This is a genomic window from Desulfobacterales bacterium (genome assembly GCA_028704555.1).
In the GTDB taxonomy this organism is placed as follows: domain Bacteria; phylum Desulfobacterota; class Desulfobacteria; order Desulfobacterales; family JAQWFD01; genus JAQWFD01.
Genome location: JAQWFD010000038.1, coordinates 13,410 through 33,983 on the forward strand (window position 1 = coordinate 13,410; position 20,574 = coordinate 33,983).

At 49.7% G+C, this 20,574-nt stretch carries 13 protein-coding genes; 10 read left to right on the plus strand and 3 right to left on the minus strand.

Annotated features, from left to right (window positions below):
• Positions 1–519 precede the first annotated feature (519 nt).
• From PHQ97_12915 to PHQ97_12955, 9 genes are all read left to right on the plus strand, one after another.
• Complete coding sequence (locus tag PHQ97_12915; protein MDD4393636.1) at positions 520–765, plus strand: hypothetical protein; 246 nt, start codon at positions 520–522, stop codon at positions 763–765.
• 1,026 nt (positions 766–1,791) lie between these two features.
• Complete coding sequence (locus PHQ97_12920) at positions 1,792–2,061, plus strand: HU family DNA-binding protein (protein ID MDD4393637.1); 270 nt, start codon at positions 1,792–1,794, stop codon at positions 2,059–2,061.
• Between the two features lie 457 nt (positions 2,062–2,518).
• Positions 2,519–2,911, plus strand: coding sequence for a universal stress protein (locus tag PHQ97_12925; GenBank protein MDD4393638.1), 393 nt, complete (start codon positions 2,519–2,521; stop codon positions 2,909–2,911).
• 553 nt (positions 2,912–3,464) lie between these two features.
• A complete protein-coding gene (locus tag PHQ97_12930; protein ID MDD4393639.1) occupies positions 3,465–4,190 on the plus strand; it encodes a protein-L-isoaspartate(D-aspartate) O-methyltransferase in 726 nt (241 codons plus the stop codon).
• Between the two features lie 203 nt (positions 4,191–4,393).
• Positions 4,394–6,796, plus strand: a complete 2,403-nt coding sequence (locus tag PHQ97_12935; GenBank protein ID MDD4393640.1) for a hypothetical protein — start codon at positions 4,394–4,396, stop codon at positions 6,794–6,796.
• 135 nt (positions 6,797–6,931) lie between these two features.
• Complete coding sequence (locus PHQ97_12940; GenBank protein ID MDD4393641.1) at positions 6,932–8,056, plus strand: PAS domain S-box protein; 1,125 nt, start codon at positions 6,932–6,934, stop codon at positions 8,054–8,056.
• Entirely contained in the window at positions 8,053–8,820 is a 768-nt protein-coding gene (locus PHQ97_12945) for a sensor histidine kinase (GenBank protein ID MDD4393642.1), read from the plus strand. The genes PHQ97_12940 and PHQ97_12945 overlap by 4 nt, the downstream gene beginning before the upstream one ends.
• A gap of 263 nt (positions 8,821–9,083) precedes the next feature.
• The gene (locus PHQ97_12950; GenBank protein MDD4393643.1) at positions 9,084–9,686 is read left to right on the plus strand and encodes a hypothetical protein; all 603 of its coding nucleotides are present in this window, start codon (positions 9,084–9,086) and stop codon (positions 9,684–9,686) included.
• Between the two features lie 97 nt (positions 9,687–9,783).
• Complete coding sequence (locus PHQ97_12955; protein MDD4393644.1) at positions 9,784–10,068, plus strand: hypothetical protein; 285 nt, start codon at positions 9,784–9,786, stop codon at positions 10,066–10,068.
• A 142-nt stretch (positions 10,069–10,210) separates the two neighbouring features.
• On the opposite strand, the gene PHQ97_12960 is transcribed toward PHQ97_12955, so the two are convergent.
• The gene (locus tag PHQ97_12960; protein MDD4393645.1) at positions 10,211–11,182 is read right to left on the minus strand and encodes an RluA family pseudouridine synthase; all 972 of its coding nucleotides are present in this window, start codon (positions 11,180–11,182) and stop codon (positions 10,211–10,213) included.
• A gap of 93 nt (positions 11,183–11,275) precedes the next feature.
• Positions 11,276–14,116: an RNA polymerase-associated protein RapA gene (gene rapA / locus PHQ97_12965; GenBank protein MDD4393646.1), complete on the minus strand. Its 2,841-nt coding sequence runs from the start codon at positions 14,114–14,116 to the stop codon at positions 11,276–11,278.
• Between the two features lie 459 nt (positions 14,117–14,575).
• Between rapA and PHQ97_12970 the strand changes: the two genes are divergently transcribed.
• On the plus strand, positions 14,576–14,911 hold the full coding sequence (locus PHQ97_12970) for a hypothetical protein (protein ID MDD4393647.1): 336 nt from the start codon (positions 14,576–14,578) through the stop codon (positions 14,909–14,911).
• Between the two features lie 216 nt (positions 14,912–15,127).
• On the opposite strand, the gene uvrA is transcribed toward PHQ97_12970, so the two are convergent.
• Positions 15,128–20,458, minus strand: a complete 5,331-nt coding sequence (gene uvrA / locus PHQ97_12975) for an excinuclease ABC subunit UvrA (protein ID MDD4393648.1) — start codon at positions 20,456–20,458, stop codon at positions 15,128–15,130.
• Between the last annotated feature and the right edge of the window lie 116 nt (positions 20,459–20,574).

Sequence of the window (20,574 nt, forward strand, 5' to 3'; positions counted from 1 at the left end):
TGTCTCTCCGGATGAAAGCAGCAATGCGACGGGAAGAGATATTATCCCGATGGTTCCATGGGACTGGAGGTTGAGAAATGATAAACGTTGTCAACATAATCGGAAACAGGGGGGTCACCTACCGGCTCAAGCAGATTGGAAGGGCTGGAACAGATGAAGCTGGTACCGAATGTGCAACAAAAATTCTGAAAAACTCTCAGCCTTTATTTAGCCTGACGCGGCAGGCAATGCCCAGGGGAGAAACTTTTTTACGATTTGTAGAAGAGTTTCTCCTCCCCTCCCCCGCCTCCGCCCTCTCCCCCTGTCATTAAAAAACACGAGTTTGTTTATTTATAGTCATATGTAGAAAAATGTAGAAAAAAAATACTTTCAACAATCACGGTGTCAACAACGTCCGCGACGTAACCACATGATTCATGATAACTACATCATCGAGGCCACAACCTCCCGCCGTACCCGGCATTGGGAATTTCTGAATCTGAGACCGATCTTTGAGAAATACTTCAAGGAAGATCCGGAATGTGTTCATTTTACAGCTCCCAAACCGCGGCTGACCGACGAGTCTTATTCGATCCGAAAACGGTCTGTGTCGAGGCGCACGAAACCGCATACTGCGAACAGCTGGATAAACTCGGAATGGAAGTTATTCCACTTCCGTACCAGCACGTAATTCCGTTCGACGGCGCGCTGCACTGCACCACCCTGGACGTTTATCGTGAAGGCGTCTGCGAGGATTATTTCCCGAAACAGATTAAAGGCTACTAAATAAGGCCGAATCTGTATTGATTTGAAAATAGGCAACTGACCGGCAGGATGGATCGCATCCTCATTCGTTTAAAAAAATGTGATCCAGCCTGCCGGTAAAAAAATAGAGCCTTATTCGGTTTGAACGGTATTTGTTCAGGATATCTTCAAACAACCTTCTACCCCTTCCTCCCCCAGCCTTTCGGACAATGCATCGAAGAATCGCCTCGCCCCACCCTCCATATTGAAATGGCCCGGCCCGACGGGGGGGGATTCAGTCCAGGTCTGACTTTTCTTCCATGTTGGTCCTATAACACTGCCACTGTGATGTCAGCGCTTATCGAGTTTCCTCCACGCAAGAGACACAAAAATATTTTTGAACTGTAAATCCGGGCAATTCTCCGGGCAGCGTCCCGTTCAGATCAATTAAAAACAATGTTCCCTCCGATATAGGCTCCGGATGAATTCAGGCAAGCAAAGCAGGGGGGCGCTGGATTACATCAAACGACTTCATCGGTATGAATGACGCCATTTCAGCCAACCTGAAAACGGCATGATGCTCGAAATACCAGCCGTTTCGGGCATCATCGATGAACCGCCCTGAGAAGCGGATTTTGTTTCAATGGGTACCAATGATTTCATTCAGTACATGATAGCATGTCGATCAAACGAATTAAAAAGTGACAAATTATTAACGTTCATGCCGTCCTTCTGTGTTAAGAGGTCTTGACAAAATCGTTAAAGCTGCATTAGATAAGAACAAAACGATTTGCATTTGCAGCGAAATAGCCCATGAAAGGGAATATATACCGTTTTTAATCGAAACAGGTATTCGACAATTGAGTGTGGCTCCGCAATTTCATATCCCTCATACGGGATATGAGGGATTTCATTGCAAGCTTTCGTTTACTGCCGCGGCAGCATTGCACTCGAAAAGCTCTATCCAAGACAACAAATGAAGAAATCCAGAACGAAATTATTTTCTCAAGACTAATTAGAATGAATTTAATTGTTGATCGAAAAATCGTAAACAAGAAAGGGAGGAATATGAACAAAGGGGATTTAATCAACGAAGTCGCAAAAATCGTATCCACAAAGAAAGAAGCTCAGGCTGCTGTAGACTGTGTTCTTTCAGCCATTACCGATGCATTGAAGAGCAAAGAGCCTGTAACGCTGGTCGGATTCGGCACGTTCAAAACCGTCAAACGGGAAGCCAGAACCGGAAGAAATCCTCAAACCGGAGAAGAAATTAAAATCGATTCCCGTTTCGTTCCAAAATTTATACCTGGCAAAGCTTTAAAGGACGCGGTCAATTAATCAGGCCGTTTGATTCCGGAGCATGCTGGAACTCGCCACATCTCCTTTATCAGTCCGACAGGTGATCCTTATCTGCTTGAGGACCTAACCTGAAACGGGATTTCACTCGGAAAGCTACTATCCTGAATTTTACACACTGTTTTTACGATTTAACCGATGTACCGATAGACATAAATATAATTGCAAGATCGATGTATCCGATGATTTCCTGAAAACGAAAAAGGCAGTGTAAACCAGACACTGCCTTTTTTGCTGCACATTTAGCCCGGAATGAAGAATGGTTTTATTTGACAGACAAGAAGTTTTTTTATAATAAAAAACAATGTTAAATCATTAAAGGTTATCAACTGTACTGTTTGTAAAGTTGCTTATCAGCATTCAGCCTGACATTGATATTATCAATAAACCGTTTTGTCAAAATGCCCCGAATGAAATTGCTGCATAAAAGGAGATCAAAATGAAAATCATGGTTTGCTACGATGGCTCCAATGTGGCAAAAGACGCCCTGTCTTTAGCCCAGCAACATGCCAGAGCATTCAACGCTACTGTGGATGTGGTAACATCACGAATAAAAGGCACCAAATATCAGGTTGAAGAAATTATAACCGCCGAAAACGAGCTGGAATATGTCAAAGAATTTTTTAAAAATGAAAATATCCCCTGTAAAACGCACCTGCTGATTCGAGGCATGTCACCCGGAGAAGATATTGTTCAGTTTGCCAGAGAGAATAAAACAGACGAAATCATTATCGGGGTTCGAAAACGGTCCAAGGTGGAAAAGATCCTGTTAGGCTCTACCGCCCAATATGTCATTCTCATGGCGCCATGCCCGGTTCTTACGGTTAAATAGTGCCCATCCATCGCACCTTGACTTCGCAGGTGTCCTTTTTGTCTTTGTTGCGCGTCGGACATCTCAGAAACGGTCGAAAAGGCACTCTGGCCCTCTGTTTGCGATGACTTTCACGCCGTCTGTTTCGCAAGCACGAAGGGCCGCGCGTAACACAGACTGACACGCGCTCTTCTATTCTTTCAAACACCCGTCTCACCTGGACGGAAGAAGGGGCCCGAAATTCCGAGATTCCGGCAGCACTTACCCTGTGTAAATAAGATGCCACCGGCCGTATCCAATTTCAGAAAAATTGATTCTACGTATTTTTTGGACAACAAATCGGTATCGCTTTCACACAACGCCTCGACGCAACAAAGTGGTTAAAAACTTTGCGACCTTTATCCCTGACCAGGGAATTACGTTTTTCTGTCATATTTCATTTCATAACATTGCAAGTCCCGGATCACGCTGGAAAAGCCGGGAATGGGCGGGACGGAGGCCGCAACAACGTGGCCGAAGAGATATGATCGAGCCCCTTTAATCATTACAAAGCATTCTTGCCGGGAGCTGCGTCATGAAACAGTTAATCATTTCTGTTTTAACGCTTTTGTTTTTCGGTTCATATGGCTTTCCCCTCGAATTTACGGATTCTCCTGAATTCCGGCACGCCAGAAAAAATATGGTCAGCCGCCAGATCCGCGCCCGTGGTATTACGGATATAAACGTTCTAAGGGCCATGAGCGAAGTACCCAGGCATCTGTTCGTCCCGGACGAACTCGCGCACAAGGCGTATTCGGATTCGCCGCTTCCCATCGGAGGCGGCCAGACCATTTCACAGCCATACATTGTCGCGCTGATGACCGAAAGTCTGGGGCTTTGCGGAAATGAGCGTGTTCTTGAAATCGGAACCGGCTCAGGATATCAGGCGGCTGTCCTCGAAAATATCGTAAGGGACGTCTACTCCATCGAAATCAGAGAAGCACTTTACCGGAACGCCACCTTGACCCTGCGGCAGATGAAATCAACCCATGTGAAAATCCGCCATGGAGACGGCTATTTCGGATGGGAAGACGCTGCTCCGTTTGACTGCATCATGATCACCGCGGCAATCGATCACATTCCGCCCCCACTTCTCAAACAGCTTAAGAATAACGGCAGACTTATTCTGCCCCTGGGTAATCCCTTCAGCTACCAGAATCTGACGCTGGTCACCCGACATGATGATGATTATTCCGTCAGGCAGATCACCGGCGTCCTGTTTGTGCCCATGACCGGACAGGCCCTTGAAAAAAAGGACTGAGGAAAAAAAAGGGATGAGGGTGGGAAATGATGGCTGATGAGGGGGTAATAAAGTGGGCAGTAGGCAGAAATTAAAAAGAAAAAAGAAGGCGCTGACAACTTAGCACCGACATCCGATCTCTGACTTCTGACTTCAGGCCTCAGGCCTCAGGCCTCAGGCCTCCGATAACAAACAACCCTTAACAGATTGCAATTGCAGCCCCCATGCTGATATATGCGGCTTTTATCATATCCCTTTCCTCTCTGACGTTTGAAGTCCTGCTGACGCGAATTTTTTCCATCGCGCAGTGGAATCATCTATCCTTTATGGTTATCAGCATTGCCCTGTTCGGATTCGGCGCCAGCGGAACATTCCTGAGTCTCCTGGATACGAGACGAAAAAAATGGGAAACCCAGCTGTCTTCAATTATCGCTTTAAGGGTTATCATACTGCTTTATTCGGCAACCGGCATTGCGGCTTTCATCAGCCTTGTCAACATACCCCTGGATTATTTCCGGCTGCCTCATGAGCCGGTTCAAACCTTCTACCTGCTGGCGGCATATCTGATTCTCACCATTCCCTTTTTCTTTGCCGGGCTGGTCATTTCCATTGCCTATGCATCCCTGCCCGAAAAAACAGGACTGATCTATCTGACCACCATGGCCGGATCAGCAGCAGGCGCCATCATCCCCTTCCCTGTTGTGCCATTGATCGGTGAAGAACGGCTCATTATCCTGGCATCGCTGCTGCCGGTCATTCTGGTCCCGTTGGCATTCACCGGACCCGATGTGCCTACGGTTACCGATGGTAAAGGAAGGATACGAAGCTATTCTGCAGCGATGATGACTGCATGGGTGGCACTGATCGTTTTCAGCGGATTCATATTTTTCTCCGGCCCCGATACCATCACGAGCGTCAAATCTTCGCCATATAAGTCATTGAGCCAGCTGTTAAGATTCCCGGATACCCGGATCACCGGGACATCAACCAGCCTGAAAGGCAGGATTGATTGTGTTCAAAGCCCGTTCATTCGTTTTGCACCGGGATTGAGCCTGAAATTTACAGGGAGCCTGCCTGATCAGTGGGCAGCCTTCACAGATGCGGATAATCAGTTTGTCTTCTACAATCCGGAACAGATTAAGGCCAGCAATTTTCCGGCATTCACCCTTTCCTATGCCGGGTATCTTCAGGCCGGCGCACCTGACCGTGTTCTGATTGTACAAAATGGCGGCGGGGCTGCCATCCCCTGCGCCCTTATTTCCGGTGCAACGCATATTACCGTCGTTGAAAGCGATTGGCGCATCGCCCGGATGATCCGGGGCTATTATCAGCTTCCCGTGACAAACGAACCGTCCCGGGCGTTTTTAGCCCGATCTGATGTCCGTTACGATGTGATCCAGCTGGAAAACTGGGGCACATCCATTCCCGGTACGGCCGCGTTGACGCAGGAACATCTGTTGACCATGGACGCATTTGCCGGATACCTGAACCACCTTACGAACGCGGGCGTTCTCATCATCTCGAGGAAACTGCTCCTGCCGCCGGCAGATTCCATCCGGCTGTGGAGCACCGCCCTGGAAAGTCTGAAACAAACCCATATGAAAGACCCGCATAACCATCTGGCGATGCTCAGAAGCTGGGATTCATTTACCCTCATCGTCTCGAAACAGCCGTTGGTCCATACCGGTAAGATAGTTCGGTTTGCCCGGAAGATGAATTTTGACATGGTGTATCTGCCGGGCATGACACCGTCCATGGCCAATACGTTCAATATTTACAAAGAGCCCTTTCATTATAATGAAATCACCCGCGTGGCTCAGGCGTACCTGAACGGCAGCGAAAAAGATTTTTTTAAACGATACGTTCTCGATACCTCCCCCCAGTCGGATTTACGGCCGTTTCCGCAAAGATTTCTGAAATGGACCCGGCTTAAGGAACTGTACCGGAGTACCGGCAGCCGGTTATATTCTCTGATGATGTCCGGCGAAATTATTGTGGCCGCAGTCTTTGCCGAAGCGCTTGTCATTTCAGCAGTTCTCCTGATTGTCCCTCTTTTCGCCACAAGAAAAACCGGCACGCCTCCCCCTGCTTATCAGCTGCTGTATTTTCTTTGCCTTGGCGCAGGATTCATGTTCATTGAAATGTTTTTCATCAAAGCCTACACGTTTCTTTTTGAAGATCCGGTCATCAGCTTTTCGGTTGTCATATCAGGCATTCTCATATTTTCAGGTCTTGGCGGATACGTTTCGCGGTATACAGGTAAAACCCGACTCAGAGCCGCAACAGGCGGGCTCATTGCTCTTTTAATCGTTACGGCAGCAATCCTGGAGCCCCTGATCGCCAAATGCCTTGAACTGTCTGCAGGGGTTCAATATATTATTGCAGTTCTGGTGATGTTTCCCATCGGATTTCTGATGGGCCTGCCATTTCCCATCGGCATGCAGTACATCCTGGAAAGCCCCCTTCAGCGAACCTATGCGTGGGCGGCAAACGGATGCGCTTCGGTTCTGGCCTCCATTCTGTCCGCCCAGATTGCTTTAAGCATCGGAATTCCCGCCATTCTGGCCTGCGCGCTCATCTCGTACCTGCTGGCGCTGATCTGCATCGTAAAGTCCAACGTTGCATAAGCAATTCTATATTTGACTTATGTGTTCTACTTTTTATATAGTGATGCAAAATAATTAATCCATTTTCCCCGCTATGCCCCTCTATCTGGAGATCTTCCGGGCATATTCAACAACTGAATACTACCCGGAGGCTTTATGTCCGAAAACAAATCATCTGCCGAACTTCAGCAACAGGTCACTACTCTTGAAAAGCAGATCGAGGGCCTCACCCATCAGATCAAACAGCTAAGGTGCCTGAACCGGATCTGCCGCCTGAATGAAACCTGCGACACCGAGCAGGACCTGATCCGGACAGCGGTCGACCTGATCCCGGCAGGATGCCGGTACCCGGAAATGACATGCGCCCGGATCATCCTCAACGATCATGACGCTGCAACCCCGCATTTCAAAGACACTGTCCGACATAACCGCTTCGATCTGATTGTCGACCCGCAGCCGCGGGGGCATCTGGTTCTCGGCTATTTTGAAGACCTTTCAGGAGACAGGGCTGTTTTGGCTTTGCGGGAAGATCAGGCGCTGTTGAAGGAAATCTCCTCCAGGCTGTCGGGAATGATCGGGCAGAAACAGGCCCGCCTGATGATGGAGGAAAAAATCAACCGGTTTCACCGGATCATCGAAAATATGCCGATCATGCTGGATGCCTTTGATGAAGACGGCAATATCGTTTTATGGAATCACGAATGTGAAAACGTCAGCGGCTACCATGCATGCGAAATCATCGGAAACCCGAAAGCACTGGATCTGATTTATCCGGATCCGACCCTCCGGAAACTCAGAACGGCCATGATTTCCAAATGCAACACCGATTTCCGGAACAGGGAATGGAAGGCCAGGTGCAGGGATGGGAGTTTTAAAACTATCGCTTTGTCCAACATCTCCTCCAAATTTCCAATCCCGGGATGGATGTCATGGTTTATCGGCCTGGATATCACGCCCATCCGGCAGGCCCAGAAAGCCCTGAAATACAGCGAGGAAAAATTTCGAGCTATTTTTGAACAATCTCCTATCGGCATTAGCCTTACTGATTCAAATTTCAATCTGATCGATGCCAACAAGTCCGCTTTGGAAATCTTCGGTATATCAGACATGTCCTCCATTAATAAAATGAATCTTTCGAAGGATCCGAATGTGTCCGACAATGTCATAGAACGGCTGAAAAGTTCTAAAACCGTTCAGTACGAAATTACGTATGACTTCGAAAAAATAAAAAAAAAAAAATTTTTAAGACAGAAAAATCGGGAACTATTTTTCTTTATATGAATGTCACCCGCTTAGGTGGGGAAGGCTCCAAACTGTTTAATGGAATAATGATTCAATATCAGGATATCACCCGTCACAAACAGGCTGAACAGCAGATTCATGAATTGACCCAGCGGCTGATTACCGCACAGGAAAACGAGCGTCAACGAATTTCCCGCTATCTGCATGACCGTGTTGCACAGGATTTATCGTCAATAAAAATCGGGTGTGAAACCATTTTCGATCAAGATACTCACGTACCGGATTCCATACGGCATCATATTTTCCATTGGTCGGGGATTCTCAAAGATACCATCTCCGTCGTCAGGGACATGTCTTATGACCTGCATCCGGCCGGGCTGGAACAACTGGGGCTGATCCAGACATTATCCAATAATTGCGAGGGGTTTACCGATAAAACCGGCATCCCCGTCGAATTTCTGACCGCCGGCCTGGATGACATCGATCTGAATTTTGACACTCAGATCAATCTATTCCGTGTGATTCAGGAAGCTTTAAACAATATCGCCAGTCACGCTCAGGCCTCGCATGTCATGATCAAGTTGGTCAGATCTTATCCACATATCATGTTACGCATCGAGGATAACGGAAAAGGATTTGATATCAACCGCCAGACATTATCGTCATTGGCTACAAAACACATTGGAATTCAAAGCATGAAGGAACGAATCCGGTTACTGAACGGATCGTTTGAGATTCAATCCCAACCCATGAAAGGCACTAAAATCCACATCAAAATACCCTTCATGGACGAAGAGGCATAATTCCTCACCGTCTTGTTTTATCTGCTGAATCGTGTCCGGGGCTGATACCCGTTGCGGAAGGATTCACCATTCGGTCTCATGGAACCCCATTCGCTATGGAATACAGATACGGGCAAATTCATTCACTCCGGTATTATTGACAAGCTGACAAACCTGGTTCATAATTAAAGAAATTTTCCCGCCCGTACCATAGGACATGTCGGATCAATTCTGATCCATAACCGATTTTGCCATAAATTCTCAGCAAACACCCATCACATGCCATGAAACGTATCTTTTTAATTATATGGGTCATGACCGTCGGCATCATTTCCTGTCAAACCATTTCCGGCAATTTGGCAGTCTTGCAGCCGTTGACACTGATCAACCGGCAATTCGAGCAGGTAAAGCTTCAACCCAAAACATACCAGGCAACGATTGCATTGAAAAAACGGCATTCAACCATTGAACTCCGTCTGATTGATGATTTTGGATTTAAACAGAATGTGAATTTTCATATCCCCGAGCATTTATCCTTTCCTGAAGGATCAGGAAAAATCACGGTTCCGTCCTCTGAAAATAATCAGCCCTGGAATCTCACGATCACGACCATCTCCGCCACTTCTCAAAGCGAAATCTTATGGGGTTACGAGCCCTGCTATACCAATCGCTGCCGCAGGCCCTACTACAGACGAAACGATCGATACCGCTACTGGGAGGATGGGACCTGCAGGGGAGAAAAACAGGTTGAATATTACTACAGGGATACAGTGACGGATCTTGATATCCAGATGACAGCGCCGGGCAAGGACACGATTATGGCCGTTTTTAAGGGGCAATCCACGGACAGAGCAAAAATATATACATTCGAGGGACCGTGTTATTAATGAAAATTTCCAATGCGTTCGCAGAAAACAGAGGACAGAGGGTAAGGAGTCAAGGAACTGAGTGCTGAGTTGAAAGAAAAAACTTAAGGAGATCCATATGATCAAACCCGGATTCATCATCTCCGTATGGGTGACGGCGTATTTGCTCTGCCTTTCGACCGTCGTCATTGCCGCCGGCAGCCGGCCGGAGGTACCAAAAATCCAGCCGGATACCCTCAATCAAATGCTTCATGATCCCGATCTGGTTATTATCGATGTCCGTGATCCGGTCAGCTGGGAAAAAAGCGCACTTAAAATTTCAGGAGCGGTCCGTGAGGACTACAAACAGGTAGAAAAGTGGGCATCCAGCTATTCCGTCAATAAAACAATCGTATTTTATTGAGCGTGACCCAATGAACAGACCAGTGCCCGGGTGGCACGGCATTTTGTCAATCAGGGATATCCAAACGTATTTGTTCTGGATGGCGGCTGGCAGGCATGGGAAAAGGCGGGATATCCGACAGAAGACAAATAAAGGCACACGGCTATAAAACTTCCGGCCCATCCAGATTCATCAGATTTTTCATATCAGCGGGCAGTGGCGCATGGAGCCGGATGAGGCGGCCGGTCGTCGGATGACTCAGATGAAGTTCCGCCGCGTGGAGTGCCTGACGGGGCAATCGCAGCCGTATGATGTCCTCAGGGGTCAGGCGGTCATCAATCAACCGGAGAAAAAAATTCTCATCCACGCCATACATTTTATCTCCGGCAATACAAAATCCCAGAGCCAGCAAACTGGCCCGGATCTGATGCAACCGTCCGGTTTCGGGAAGCGCCTCTACCATACTCAGCCCGTTCCGGGAGATGATATTCCGGAATACAGTCCGGCATTGTTTAGCTCCCGCCGGTAAAACCGCATTATCTCCGTCCGGACAAAACTTGATTTTTTTTCTGATCCGGCTGTCATAATCCCTGACCAGATATCCACGGGCGCTTAAAGATTGATCGGGAAATTCTCCTTCCACAACCGCCACATAGCGCTTACGGACCTGATGCGTTTCAAACTGTTTCCGGCAATGGCGCGCGGCTTCCGGAGTTTTTGCCACCAGAACGATCCCGGAGGTTTCGCGGTCTATTCGATTCACGAAATCGATGTGTGGCAGATCGAACCGTTGTCTGATCAAAGCCCACAGGGTGTGGTTAAAATACCGCCCGCCCGGATGACAGGGAAGATACCCGGATTTATTCACCGCCAGAATTTCGGAATCTTCATACAGAACGGAAAAACTCGTATCCACGGGAGGCTCCGGTGTATCGTCAGGAAGGTATTCGAGCGTATCGGCTCGGGAAAGAATCTGGTCCGCCACGGCGATTCGACCATTGACCAGAATCTTTCCCGAGCCGATACATTCGAGCCAGTTATCACGACCCTGATAGGTAAACCGATTTACCAGAAGCTCAACCACGTTCGTCCCGGCCTCATGTAAATCGACACAAATCCGCGACCTCCGCTTCACGCTTTCACCAGATTTTTTGCATAGTCACGATACGGTGCGTTCACATTTCCCATGCGCTTATCCCCTACTCCCTGATCTCTGGCCTCTGATCTCTTACTCCTCGCCCTTCCAGATCAGTCTCAACGAATCCAGCCGCAGCCGGGCTTCAGATATGCTCTTATTCATCAGATCCTTTTCCTGTATAAAGGCATCAATCTCGTCCTGAGTGATATTTTTATTTACCGCCTTCAATTCACTCAACCGGAGAATTTCATCCTCCAGAACACATCTGACTTCCATCAATCCGGCCGCCAATTTTTCCGAAACCTTCTTCTGTGCGATTTTTCTGCTTTTTTCGATCATTTCAGGAAGCAGGGACTGAAAGACCCGGGAATTGTCAAATAAATGCGCCGGAAACCCGTCCTCAAGGCATTGCGACATCCGCTCAAAGGGACAGTCCGCAGTGATATCCTCAAGCCGGTGATCAACGACCACACGAATCGGCACCGGCGGGAGAAACCGGTCCGCATGAAGCCACAGCGGCGCCACACATTCCAGCACAAAAACGGATTCCAGCAACATCGCCGAATCATCCGGACTGTGCCATACGGCGCATACACTGTTTCCATCCTGAAGTCCCAGCATCAGCTCCATTGCTCCGGTGACCATGGGATGATCCCATGACAGGAACACCATATCCTCCCGTTCCAGAGCCCTGGACCGATCAAAGGTTACCGTCATTTTATCATCCCTGAAACCGGGAAACGCGTCATTAAACCGTAATCCCGGTATCAATAAAAATGTCCGGTCAGCCAGTTCTTCTGCCTCGATCCCGAAGTGATCAAACATCTCGAGCATAAATTCATCCAGACGCCGGTCCTTGTCCAGCCTGGAAATGGTTTGCACCAGTTGATGGGCCTTTTGCGGCCGAAAAGAGCTGAGTTCAAGGAGACGATCCCGACCCCTTTTCAATTTTTTCGTTATCTGCCCGCGATACTGAATCGTTTCTGCAATCAATCGATTCAGAGCCAATTCAGCTTCATCCGGCTTTGTTCTGTACCCGGCGGCCAGTTCGATAAGCGCCAGCCGGAATTTATCGGCGATCTGACCGACGCCGGTGATATTGGTCTCAATCGCGTTTAATCCGTCATGATACCATCTGGCCAGAATTTCCTGGACACTGCCTGAAATATACGGGATGTGGATATGGATGGTTGATGCCTGACCAATTCGATCCAGCCGTCCGATTCGCTGTTCAAGCAGATCCGGGTCAAGGGGTAAATCAAACAATACCAGATGATGCGCGAACTGGAAGTTCCGCCCCTCACTTCCAATCTCGGAGCTGATCAACAGTTGAGCGCCGTCAGGTTCTGAAAACCAGGCAGCGTTACGATCCCGGTGAACCAGTGACAACTGTTCATGGAACAACGCCGATTTGATGGTTATGTGCTTTTGAATCGCCGATTCAATGGCCACGGCTTTATCGATGTTCCGGCAAATCAGCAGAATTTTTTCATGTTTCAGCTTCTGCAGGAGCCCTGCCAGCCAGATGATCCTGGGATCAGAATGAAAATCATAACATATGGCGGTCTTTTCAGACAGATTGTCATCTACAAATTCGGCCGTCAACAGATCCAGATACGATTCCCGGTTCCTGCCGGTATATTCCAACCCCACCAGATGGGCAACCCGATCCGGAAATCCTTTGATGGAATCACGGGTGTTTCTGAACATCACCCGGCCGATGCCATATCTGTCGATTAATGCATCGATACACCGTCTGATGGACTTATGGTCCCCTTTGATAACCGGCTGAAGCAATTTTTTTATCTGAACCGGCTGGCCCGACAGCAGTTCAGCCCATTTAGCTTCATCCATTGACCTTAATTTTTCAGGATCAAGAAGTACCCCGGCAATCCGTGCAATTTGGTTATACTGTCCGTTTTCGTGAAGAAATGTGTTCAGATCAAAATATCTGTCCGGGTCCAGCAGGTGAAGCCGTGCAAAATGACTCTCCAGCCCGAGCTGTTCGGGCGTTGCGGTAAGAAGCATCATTCCTCTGGTATGCCTGGCCAAAGCCTGAATGAGCTGATAATGGCTGGTATTTTCTTTAACCCGATGCGCTTCATCCACAATGAGCATATCCCACCCGGCGGCAACAACCTGGCGGAATCGCTTCTGCCCGGAGATTAAAAAATCGATGCTGCATATATACAGCTGATTTTCCAGAAAGGGATTGACCCCGGGATCGCTTTTTTCGATCGATTCACAATAACGCTCATCACATATCCGAAACATCAGATTAAATCGCCGGAGCAGCTCAACAAACCATTGATGGATGAGGGATTCCGGAAGCACGATCAACGCTCTTTCCGCTCTTCCGGTAATGAGCTGATGATGCAGAACCAGACAGGCTTCAATGGTTTTGCCCAGACCGGTTTCATCTGACAGCAGCACTCTGGGAGCCCGGCGGGAAACCGTCTCATCCGCGATATTGAACTGATGAGGAATCAAATCCACTCTGCCCCCGACAAACCCTCTCACGGATGACTTTTTCATTTCATACTGCATGTTCATGGTCCGGTATCGAAGGTCGAAATTCCGGTTTTGATCCGTTTGTCCCAACCGCATCCGGTCTTCCGGAAAACTGAAGCTGATCTGATCGCACAGATCACTTTCAGGCAGTTCTTCCTTTTCACCGCAATAGATCAATAAGCCTTTATTTTCCTTTATCGATTTCACCATAATCCGGTTGCCGGACCGACTCTTTACCTGATCGCCGATCCGGAATGCAACCCGCGTTACCGGGGCCGACAATGCCGCATATCTCCGGATCACATCTCCGGCAGGAAAACGAATACAAATCGATCTGTTTTCAATCTTTAATACGCTTCCCAGGCCCAGTTCCGGTTCGGTTTCACTGATCCATCGCTGGCCAATTACAAATTTATTCATCCAGGCTCCTCGTTCCGCAACCCTTTATAAGCTTTAACCGGCTATATGCCAGAAATATTTAAGACTTGAAATAACGCATTTCCATAGATTTATCCACAACTGCTAATTGTAATTCCCATTTTCAGTTTGTAAAGGCAGGCACGCGATAAAAGCAACTTGAAAAAAAAACATCCTGTTTCCGGAAGGACGCCACCTCGATGGGCTCATTTCAGCTATCCGGGATCATATTCGGAACCTATTCTTCTTTTTATTAATTCAATCTGAATTTCAATCGATTAAACTTCTTAAAACTTAACCGGCATCCGGTTATCGCCCTCATGTCAGAACTGAAAGATCTGAATATACATCCTGGAATCCCATGAAGCAGCGTTTTTATAGGCTGGCATATATTTTGCTTTATCACACGAATCGGCGTGTGTATCCCTGAGACATTAAAACTTATAAAAGGAATGGATAGACATGAACTGGAAATTCTGGAAAAAAAATGACGCGTCGACAGCTTCCGCAACATCCCGGAAGCTGCCCAAACCAAAAGAACTGACCGATGAAATCGGAAAATATCTGGTCGCGGATTCGGGCTACGACCCGGACTGGGTATGGAGTTTAAAAGGTGCTGTCCGGCCGAAAGATGGGTCCAAAACCGCTTTTGAAATCCGGATTTTCGAAGATTGCTCATCAAAGGGAAACGGCACCACCATCAGAGATTATAACAGCCTTGACGACTATCCGGAACTGATCGAGTTTGAAGGATGGTTCGATAATGCCACCCGCGACATACACCTATGTAGAAAATAAGTGAAAGGGGTCAAGTCTTCGTTTGACCTTTATTCTTGTCAAACCGGGATGGATTTTCTGTCATCTGATCTCTAATTTCTGCTCTGCCCCCTGTATCCGATGGGCGGACACAGGGGCCCGCCCCTACGATGCCCGCCCCCTGTTCCACCAGCCATCAGCTTTCAACATAGTCCTCTGTCTTCAGTCTTCTGATTTCTGACTTCTGTCTTCTGTCTTCTACCCCAAGCTGGTTCCACCCTCCAGGTAATATTTCAGGAACCGGGCCGTATGCGATATACCGGCAAAATCCAGCAGTTCAGCCGGTGATCCGGTCGCGACGACCTGTCCGCCGCCCTCACCACCCTCCGGACCAAGATCTATGATATAATCGGCAGACGTGATGATTTCCAGATTATGCTCAATGACGATAACGGTGTTTCCCTGATTCACCAGGGCCTGCAGCACATGGATCAGTTTCCGGACATCGGACATGTGAAGACCTGTGGTGGGTTCATCCAGAATGTAAAGACTGTGTCCTCCGGGAGGCACTGCCAGTGCCCTGGCCAGTTTCATCCGCTGGGCCTCGCCGCCGGACAGGGTGGGACTCGGCTGGCCTATCTGAAGATATCCCAGACCGATATCGCAGACAAACCCCAGGGCCTTTCGGATCGCCGGAATCGGACTGAAAAATTCGAATGCCTCCTCAAAAGTCATGGTAAGAACATCGGCAATGGTTTTTCCCTTGTAGGTCACCGCCAGCGTCTCCGGGTTAAACCGGGCACCTTCACACACGTCGCAGGGCACATACACATCAGGCAGAAAACTCATTTCAATTTTCGGATGTCCCTGTCCCTTACAGGCCTCACAACGGCCACCGGACACATTGAAAGAAAAACGGGCCGCCGAATACCCTCTGGCCTTTGCTTCCGGAGATGCAGCAAACAGATTCCGGATACCGGTCAAAAATCCGACATACGAGGCCGGCACCGACCGGGATGTCTTGCCTATGGGGCTGTGATCCACTTCCAGCACATGGCTGACCGCTTCCCAGCCGACCACGTCGCGACAGAATATATTCTGCCGATCCTGCTTCAGCAGCCGGCTTTTCAATTCCCTGTATAACGTGGTTTTCAGAAGACTGGATTTTCCGGAACCCGATACACCCGTCAACGCAATCAGGGTATGCAGAGGAAACGAAACGTCAATATGCTTCAGGTTATTGGCAAACGCGCCATACACGTTGAGCCGGGGTTTATCCACACAGGGCCTGTGCGTGTATGTCATCTCATGCCGCCTCTGACGAAGGCATTCTCCGGTTACCGATATATCGGATGACATCACATCGCTCAGGGTACCCCGGGCCACCACCACCCCGCCGCTGTTTCCTGCTCCCGGTCCCAGATCGATAATGTGATCTGCCTTGCGGATGGTATCTTCATCATGTTCTACCACCAGAACGGTGTTGCCCCGGTCCCGGAGTTCGATTAACGCATCGATCAGGATATGGTTATCCCGGGGATGCAGGCCAATGGTCGGCTCATCCAGAATATAGCACACCCCGGTGAGATTGGAGCCGAGCTGCGCCGAGAGTCTTACCCGCTGAGACTCTCCACCGGAAAGCGTTGCCCCGCTTCTGGACAGTGACAGATAGGAAAGCCCCAGCCGATCCATCAGCTCCAGACGGGAAATGATTTCTGACAGGATCGGATTGGCAATTGGCTGCTGTTGGGGACTGAAATACAGTGTTCCGAGAATATTTTTCAGATTGGCAGACGGCATACGGACCATGTCCCATATGGAATATTGCCCGAATTTAACCGCCAGCGCCGCCGGCTTCAGCCGGCTTCCACCGCAGGCAGGACAGGTCCTGAACCCGGTTTCATCACCGCTGGCAGCCTCTTCAACTTCCCCCAGACCGCTGCATTCGGAACATGCGCCCTGTGGGCTGTTAAATGAAAACTGTCTCGGATCCGGCTGTTCCAGACTGATGCCGCAGTCAGGGCAGATGCCGTGAAGACTGAACAGTTCATCATTCCCGGCATCATCTACCACCAGGATGGATCCACCACCTTCATCGAGCGCCAGCTGAACCAGATCATCGAGGGTATCGGACGGAAGACTTCCGATCCGGATCTCGATGGTATGGGAATGGTACCGGCTGAGCGCCATGCCGGATTTCATCTCTGCGATGTTCCCGTCAATGCGGGCATGGGTATAACCCTTTTTCAGGGCCTGTGCAAACACATCCTTGTGAAATCCCTTACGGCTGTAAATCTTCGGCGCGAACACGGAACCCGAACGGGTCTGATACAGGTGATGAAGACGGTCGACAATCGCCTCTCGGGTCTGAGGGGTCATTTTCCGGCCGCAGGACGGGCAGTGAGCCGTCCCCAGCTTGCTGAACATCAGTCGCAGAAAATGATAGATCTCCGTCAGGGTCGCCACGGTTGACCGGCGACCGGCATGGCTCACCCGCTGTTCGATGGCAACCGTCGGTGACAGGCCCGAGACCCGATCCACATCCGGACGTTCAAGAATCTTCATATACTGCCTCACGTAAGGCGCCAGGGTTTCCAGATACCGGCGCTGCCCTTCGGCAAACAGAATATCAAAGGCAAGGGTCGATTTTCCGGAGCCGGACACACCGGTCAGCACCACCAGCTGATTGTGCGGAATCGAGAGACTGATATTTTTCAGATTATGCTCCCGGGCCCCCTGGACGATAATATCTTTTCTATCATGCGCAACAATCTCATGATCCGCACTGTCCGTGGGCATTGATTCATAAGCCTGAACCGGTTCTGCCACCAGGAATGTGCTGTCAACATTCAGATACGGTTTTAAAAACCTGCCGGTATGACTCCCTATATGAGCGGCCACCTGTTCCGGTGTTCCTTCCGCTACAATCCGGCCGCCCTCATCCCCGCCTTCGGGGCCCAGATCAATGATCCAGTCCGCGGTTTTGATCACGTCCATGTTATGCTCGATCACCAGCACGCTGTGGCCTTCATCCACCAGCCGCTGCAACGCGGACAGCAGTTTGTCAATATCCTGAAAATGCAGGCCGGTAGTGGGCTCATCAAAAATAAACAGGCGGCTGCTGCGATCCCCCTTCTTCAGATAGGGTGAAAGTTTGAGCCGCTGGGCCTCACCGCATGACAGCGTGTTGACCGGCTGCCCCAGACACAGATACCCCAGCCCCACATCGACCAGGGGCTTTAAGGGATTGCAGACCGCAGGATGATCATGAAAAAAATCAAGCGCCTCGTCCACGGTCATGGACAAAATATCGTGTATGGACTTACCGCGATACCGGATCTCCAGGACTTCGGGTTTGAACCGCCTCCCTTTGCAATCCGGACAGGAGACAAACACATCGGAGAGAAACTGCATCTCCACCTTTTCAAATCCGTCGCCCTTGCAGGTCTCACAGCGGCCCCTGGCCACATTGAACGAAAAAAATCCGGCATCAAATTTTTTCTCCCGCGCCTCGGGCGTATCCGCCATCAACCGCCGGATCGGATCCATTGCCTTGGTATAGGTCAGGGCATTGGCTTTAGGCGTCCGTCCGATGGGCTGTTGATCGACCATCACCACATCGGCAATGGCATCCAGCCCCTCAATATCACGGTAAACACCGGGTCGGCCCTGCGGATCTCCCAACTGGCGTTTGGCTGCCTTGTAGAGAATTTCCCCGGCAAGGGTGGATTTTCCAGAGCCTGACACACCGGTCAGGCAGACAAACCGTTCCAGGGGAATGCGTACATCAACGGATTTAAGATTATGTTCACTGGCCCCGCATATTTTCAGCCATGTTGCATTTTCCGGGCTGCGCCGTTGATCAGGTATCGGAATACGGCACTCCCCCTTCAGGTACTTTCCGGTCAGACAATCATGCACCTGATCCGTAGGCCCGAAATACATGATCTGCCCGCCATCGCCACCCGCGCCCGGCCCCAGATCCAGAAGAAAATCGCTGTGCCGGATAATTTCAGGGTCATGTTCAACCACCACCAGGGTGTTACCCAGGTCCCGGAGCTGTTTTAAAATGCGCACCAGACGCAAACTGTCCCGGGGATGCAGGCCGATGCTGGGTTCATCCAGCACATAAAGGGTATTGACCAGTTGCGCCCCCAGCGCGGACGCCAGCGACACCCGCTGCACCTCCCCGCCGGAAAGGGTCCGGGACTGCCTGTCCAGCGCCAGATATCCGAGTCCCACATCCTTCAGATATGTCAGCCGGTTCCGGATCTCACCGAGAATGAGCAGACTGGCTTCATCGGTTTTGCGAACCGGCAGGCGCTGAAAAAAATCAATGGCCTGATCCACATGCATGGAATAAATTTCACCGATATGCCGGCCTTCGACCCGATATAACAGGGCATCCGGTTTGAACCGGGTACCACCGCAGTCCGGGCATATATTATAGCTCCGGTACCGGGAGAGAAACACGCGTACATGCATTTTATACTTTCGGGACTCCATCCACTTGAAAAATCCGCGAATCCCGTAATAAGCCGTATCCCCGTCGATAATGACGTTTTGCTGGTCCGGCGTCAGCGAGGAAAATGGAGCGTCCATCGGAATATCCTGCTTCTCACAGAATTCCGCCAGGTCCTGGAATTCAAACTTTCCATCCTTGGCTCCGCCCCAGGGTTTAATGGCCCCGTTATCCAATGAAAGTTTTTGATCGGGAATGATCAGGTCCAGATCGATATCAATGATCCGGCCAAATCCCCGACAGGTCTCGCAGGCCCCTACCGGGCTGTTGAAAGAAAACAGACCGGGAATCGGCGACGCGTAACGAATCCGGCAGTGGGGGCATTCCAGCCCGCTGCTGAATGCCATGTGCGCAGCGCCGTCAATCCATATATCGATATGACCTCTGCCAAAACGAAAGGCCTGCCCGACAGAATCCATAATGCGTTTTTTTTCCTGTTTTTTGAACATCAAACGATCCGCAAGGATGTTCAACGCCTGGCCATCCGCGCCGGGTTCAAGTTCATCCAGATACCGGATCTGCCCGTCCATCAGTATGCGATCATAGCCCATCTGCCGCCACAGCTCCCGCATGGATTCAGTCGTCTTCTGTTCGACTGAAAAGGGGAAGGTAATCATCAGCTTGGCACCCTCCGGAACATCCGCCAGAGCCTGCCAAACCGCTTCCGGACTTTCGGATTGAACCGGCCTGCCGCAGTCTCTGCAGTACAGCTGCCCCAAACGGGCAAACAGCAGCTTCACATAATCGGTAATTTCGGTCATGGTGCCCACGGTGGATCGGGATGTGCGAACGGGATCTTTCCGGTCAATGGCTACCGCCGGCGGAATTCCTTCAATTTTATCCACCCGGGGCCTGTCCATGCGGTCCATAAACTGCCTGGCATAAGGCGAAAAAGTCTCCACATACCGCCGCTGCCCCTCGGCATAAAGCGTATCAAAGGCCAGTGACGATTTACCGGAACCACTCACACCGGTTACGACCGTGATTTTATTCAGCGGAATATCGATATCCAGATTTTTGAGATTGTGCTGTCTGGCACCCTTAATTCTGATAAACGATGAGGTCATAGATCTTTCCCTGCAAAAACATGTATTGACAACCCTCGCCGGGTCGCCTGGATTTTCGCAAATTAACGTTGATAATATAATCACATATATCGGGATGTAAAACAGGTCAGAAGACA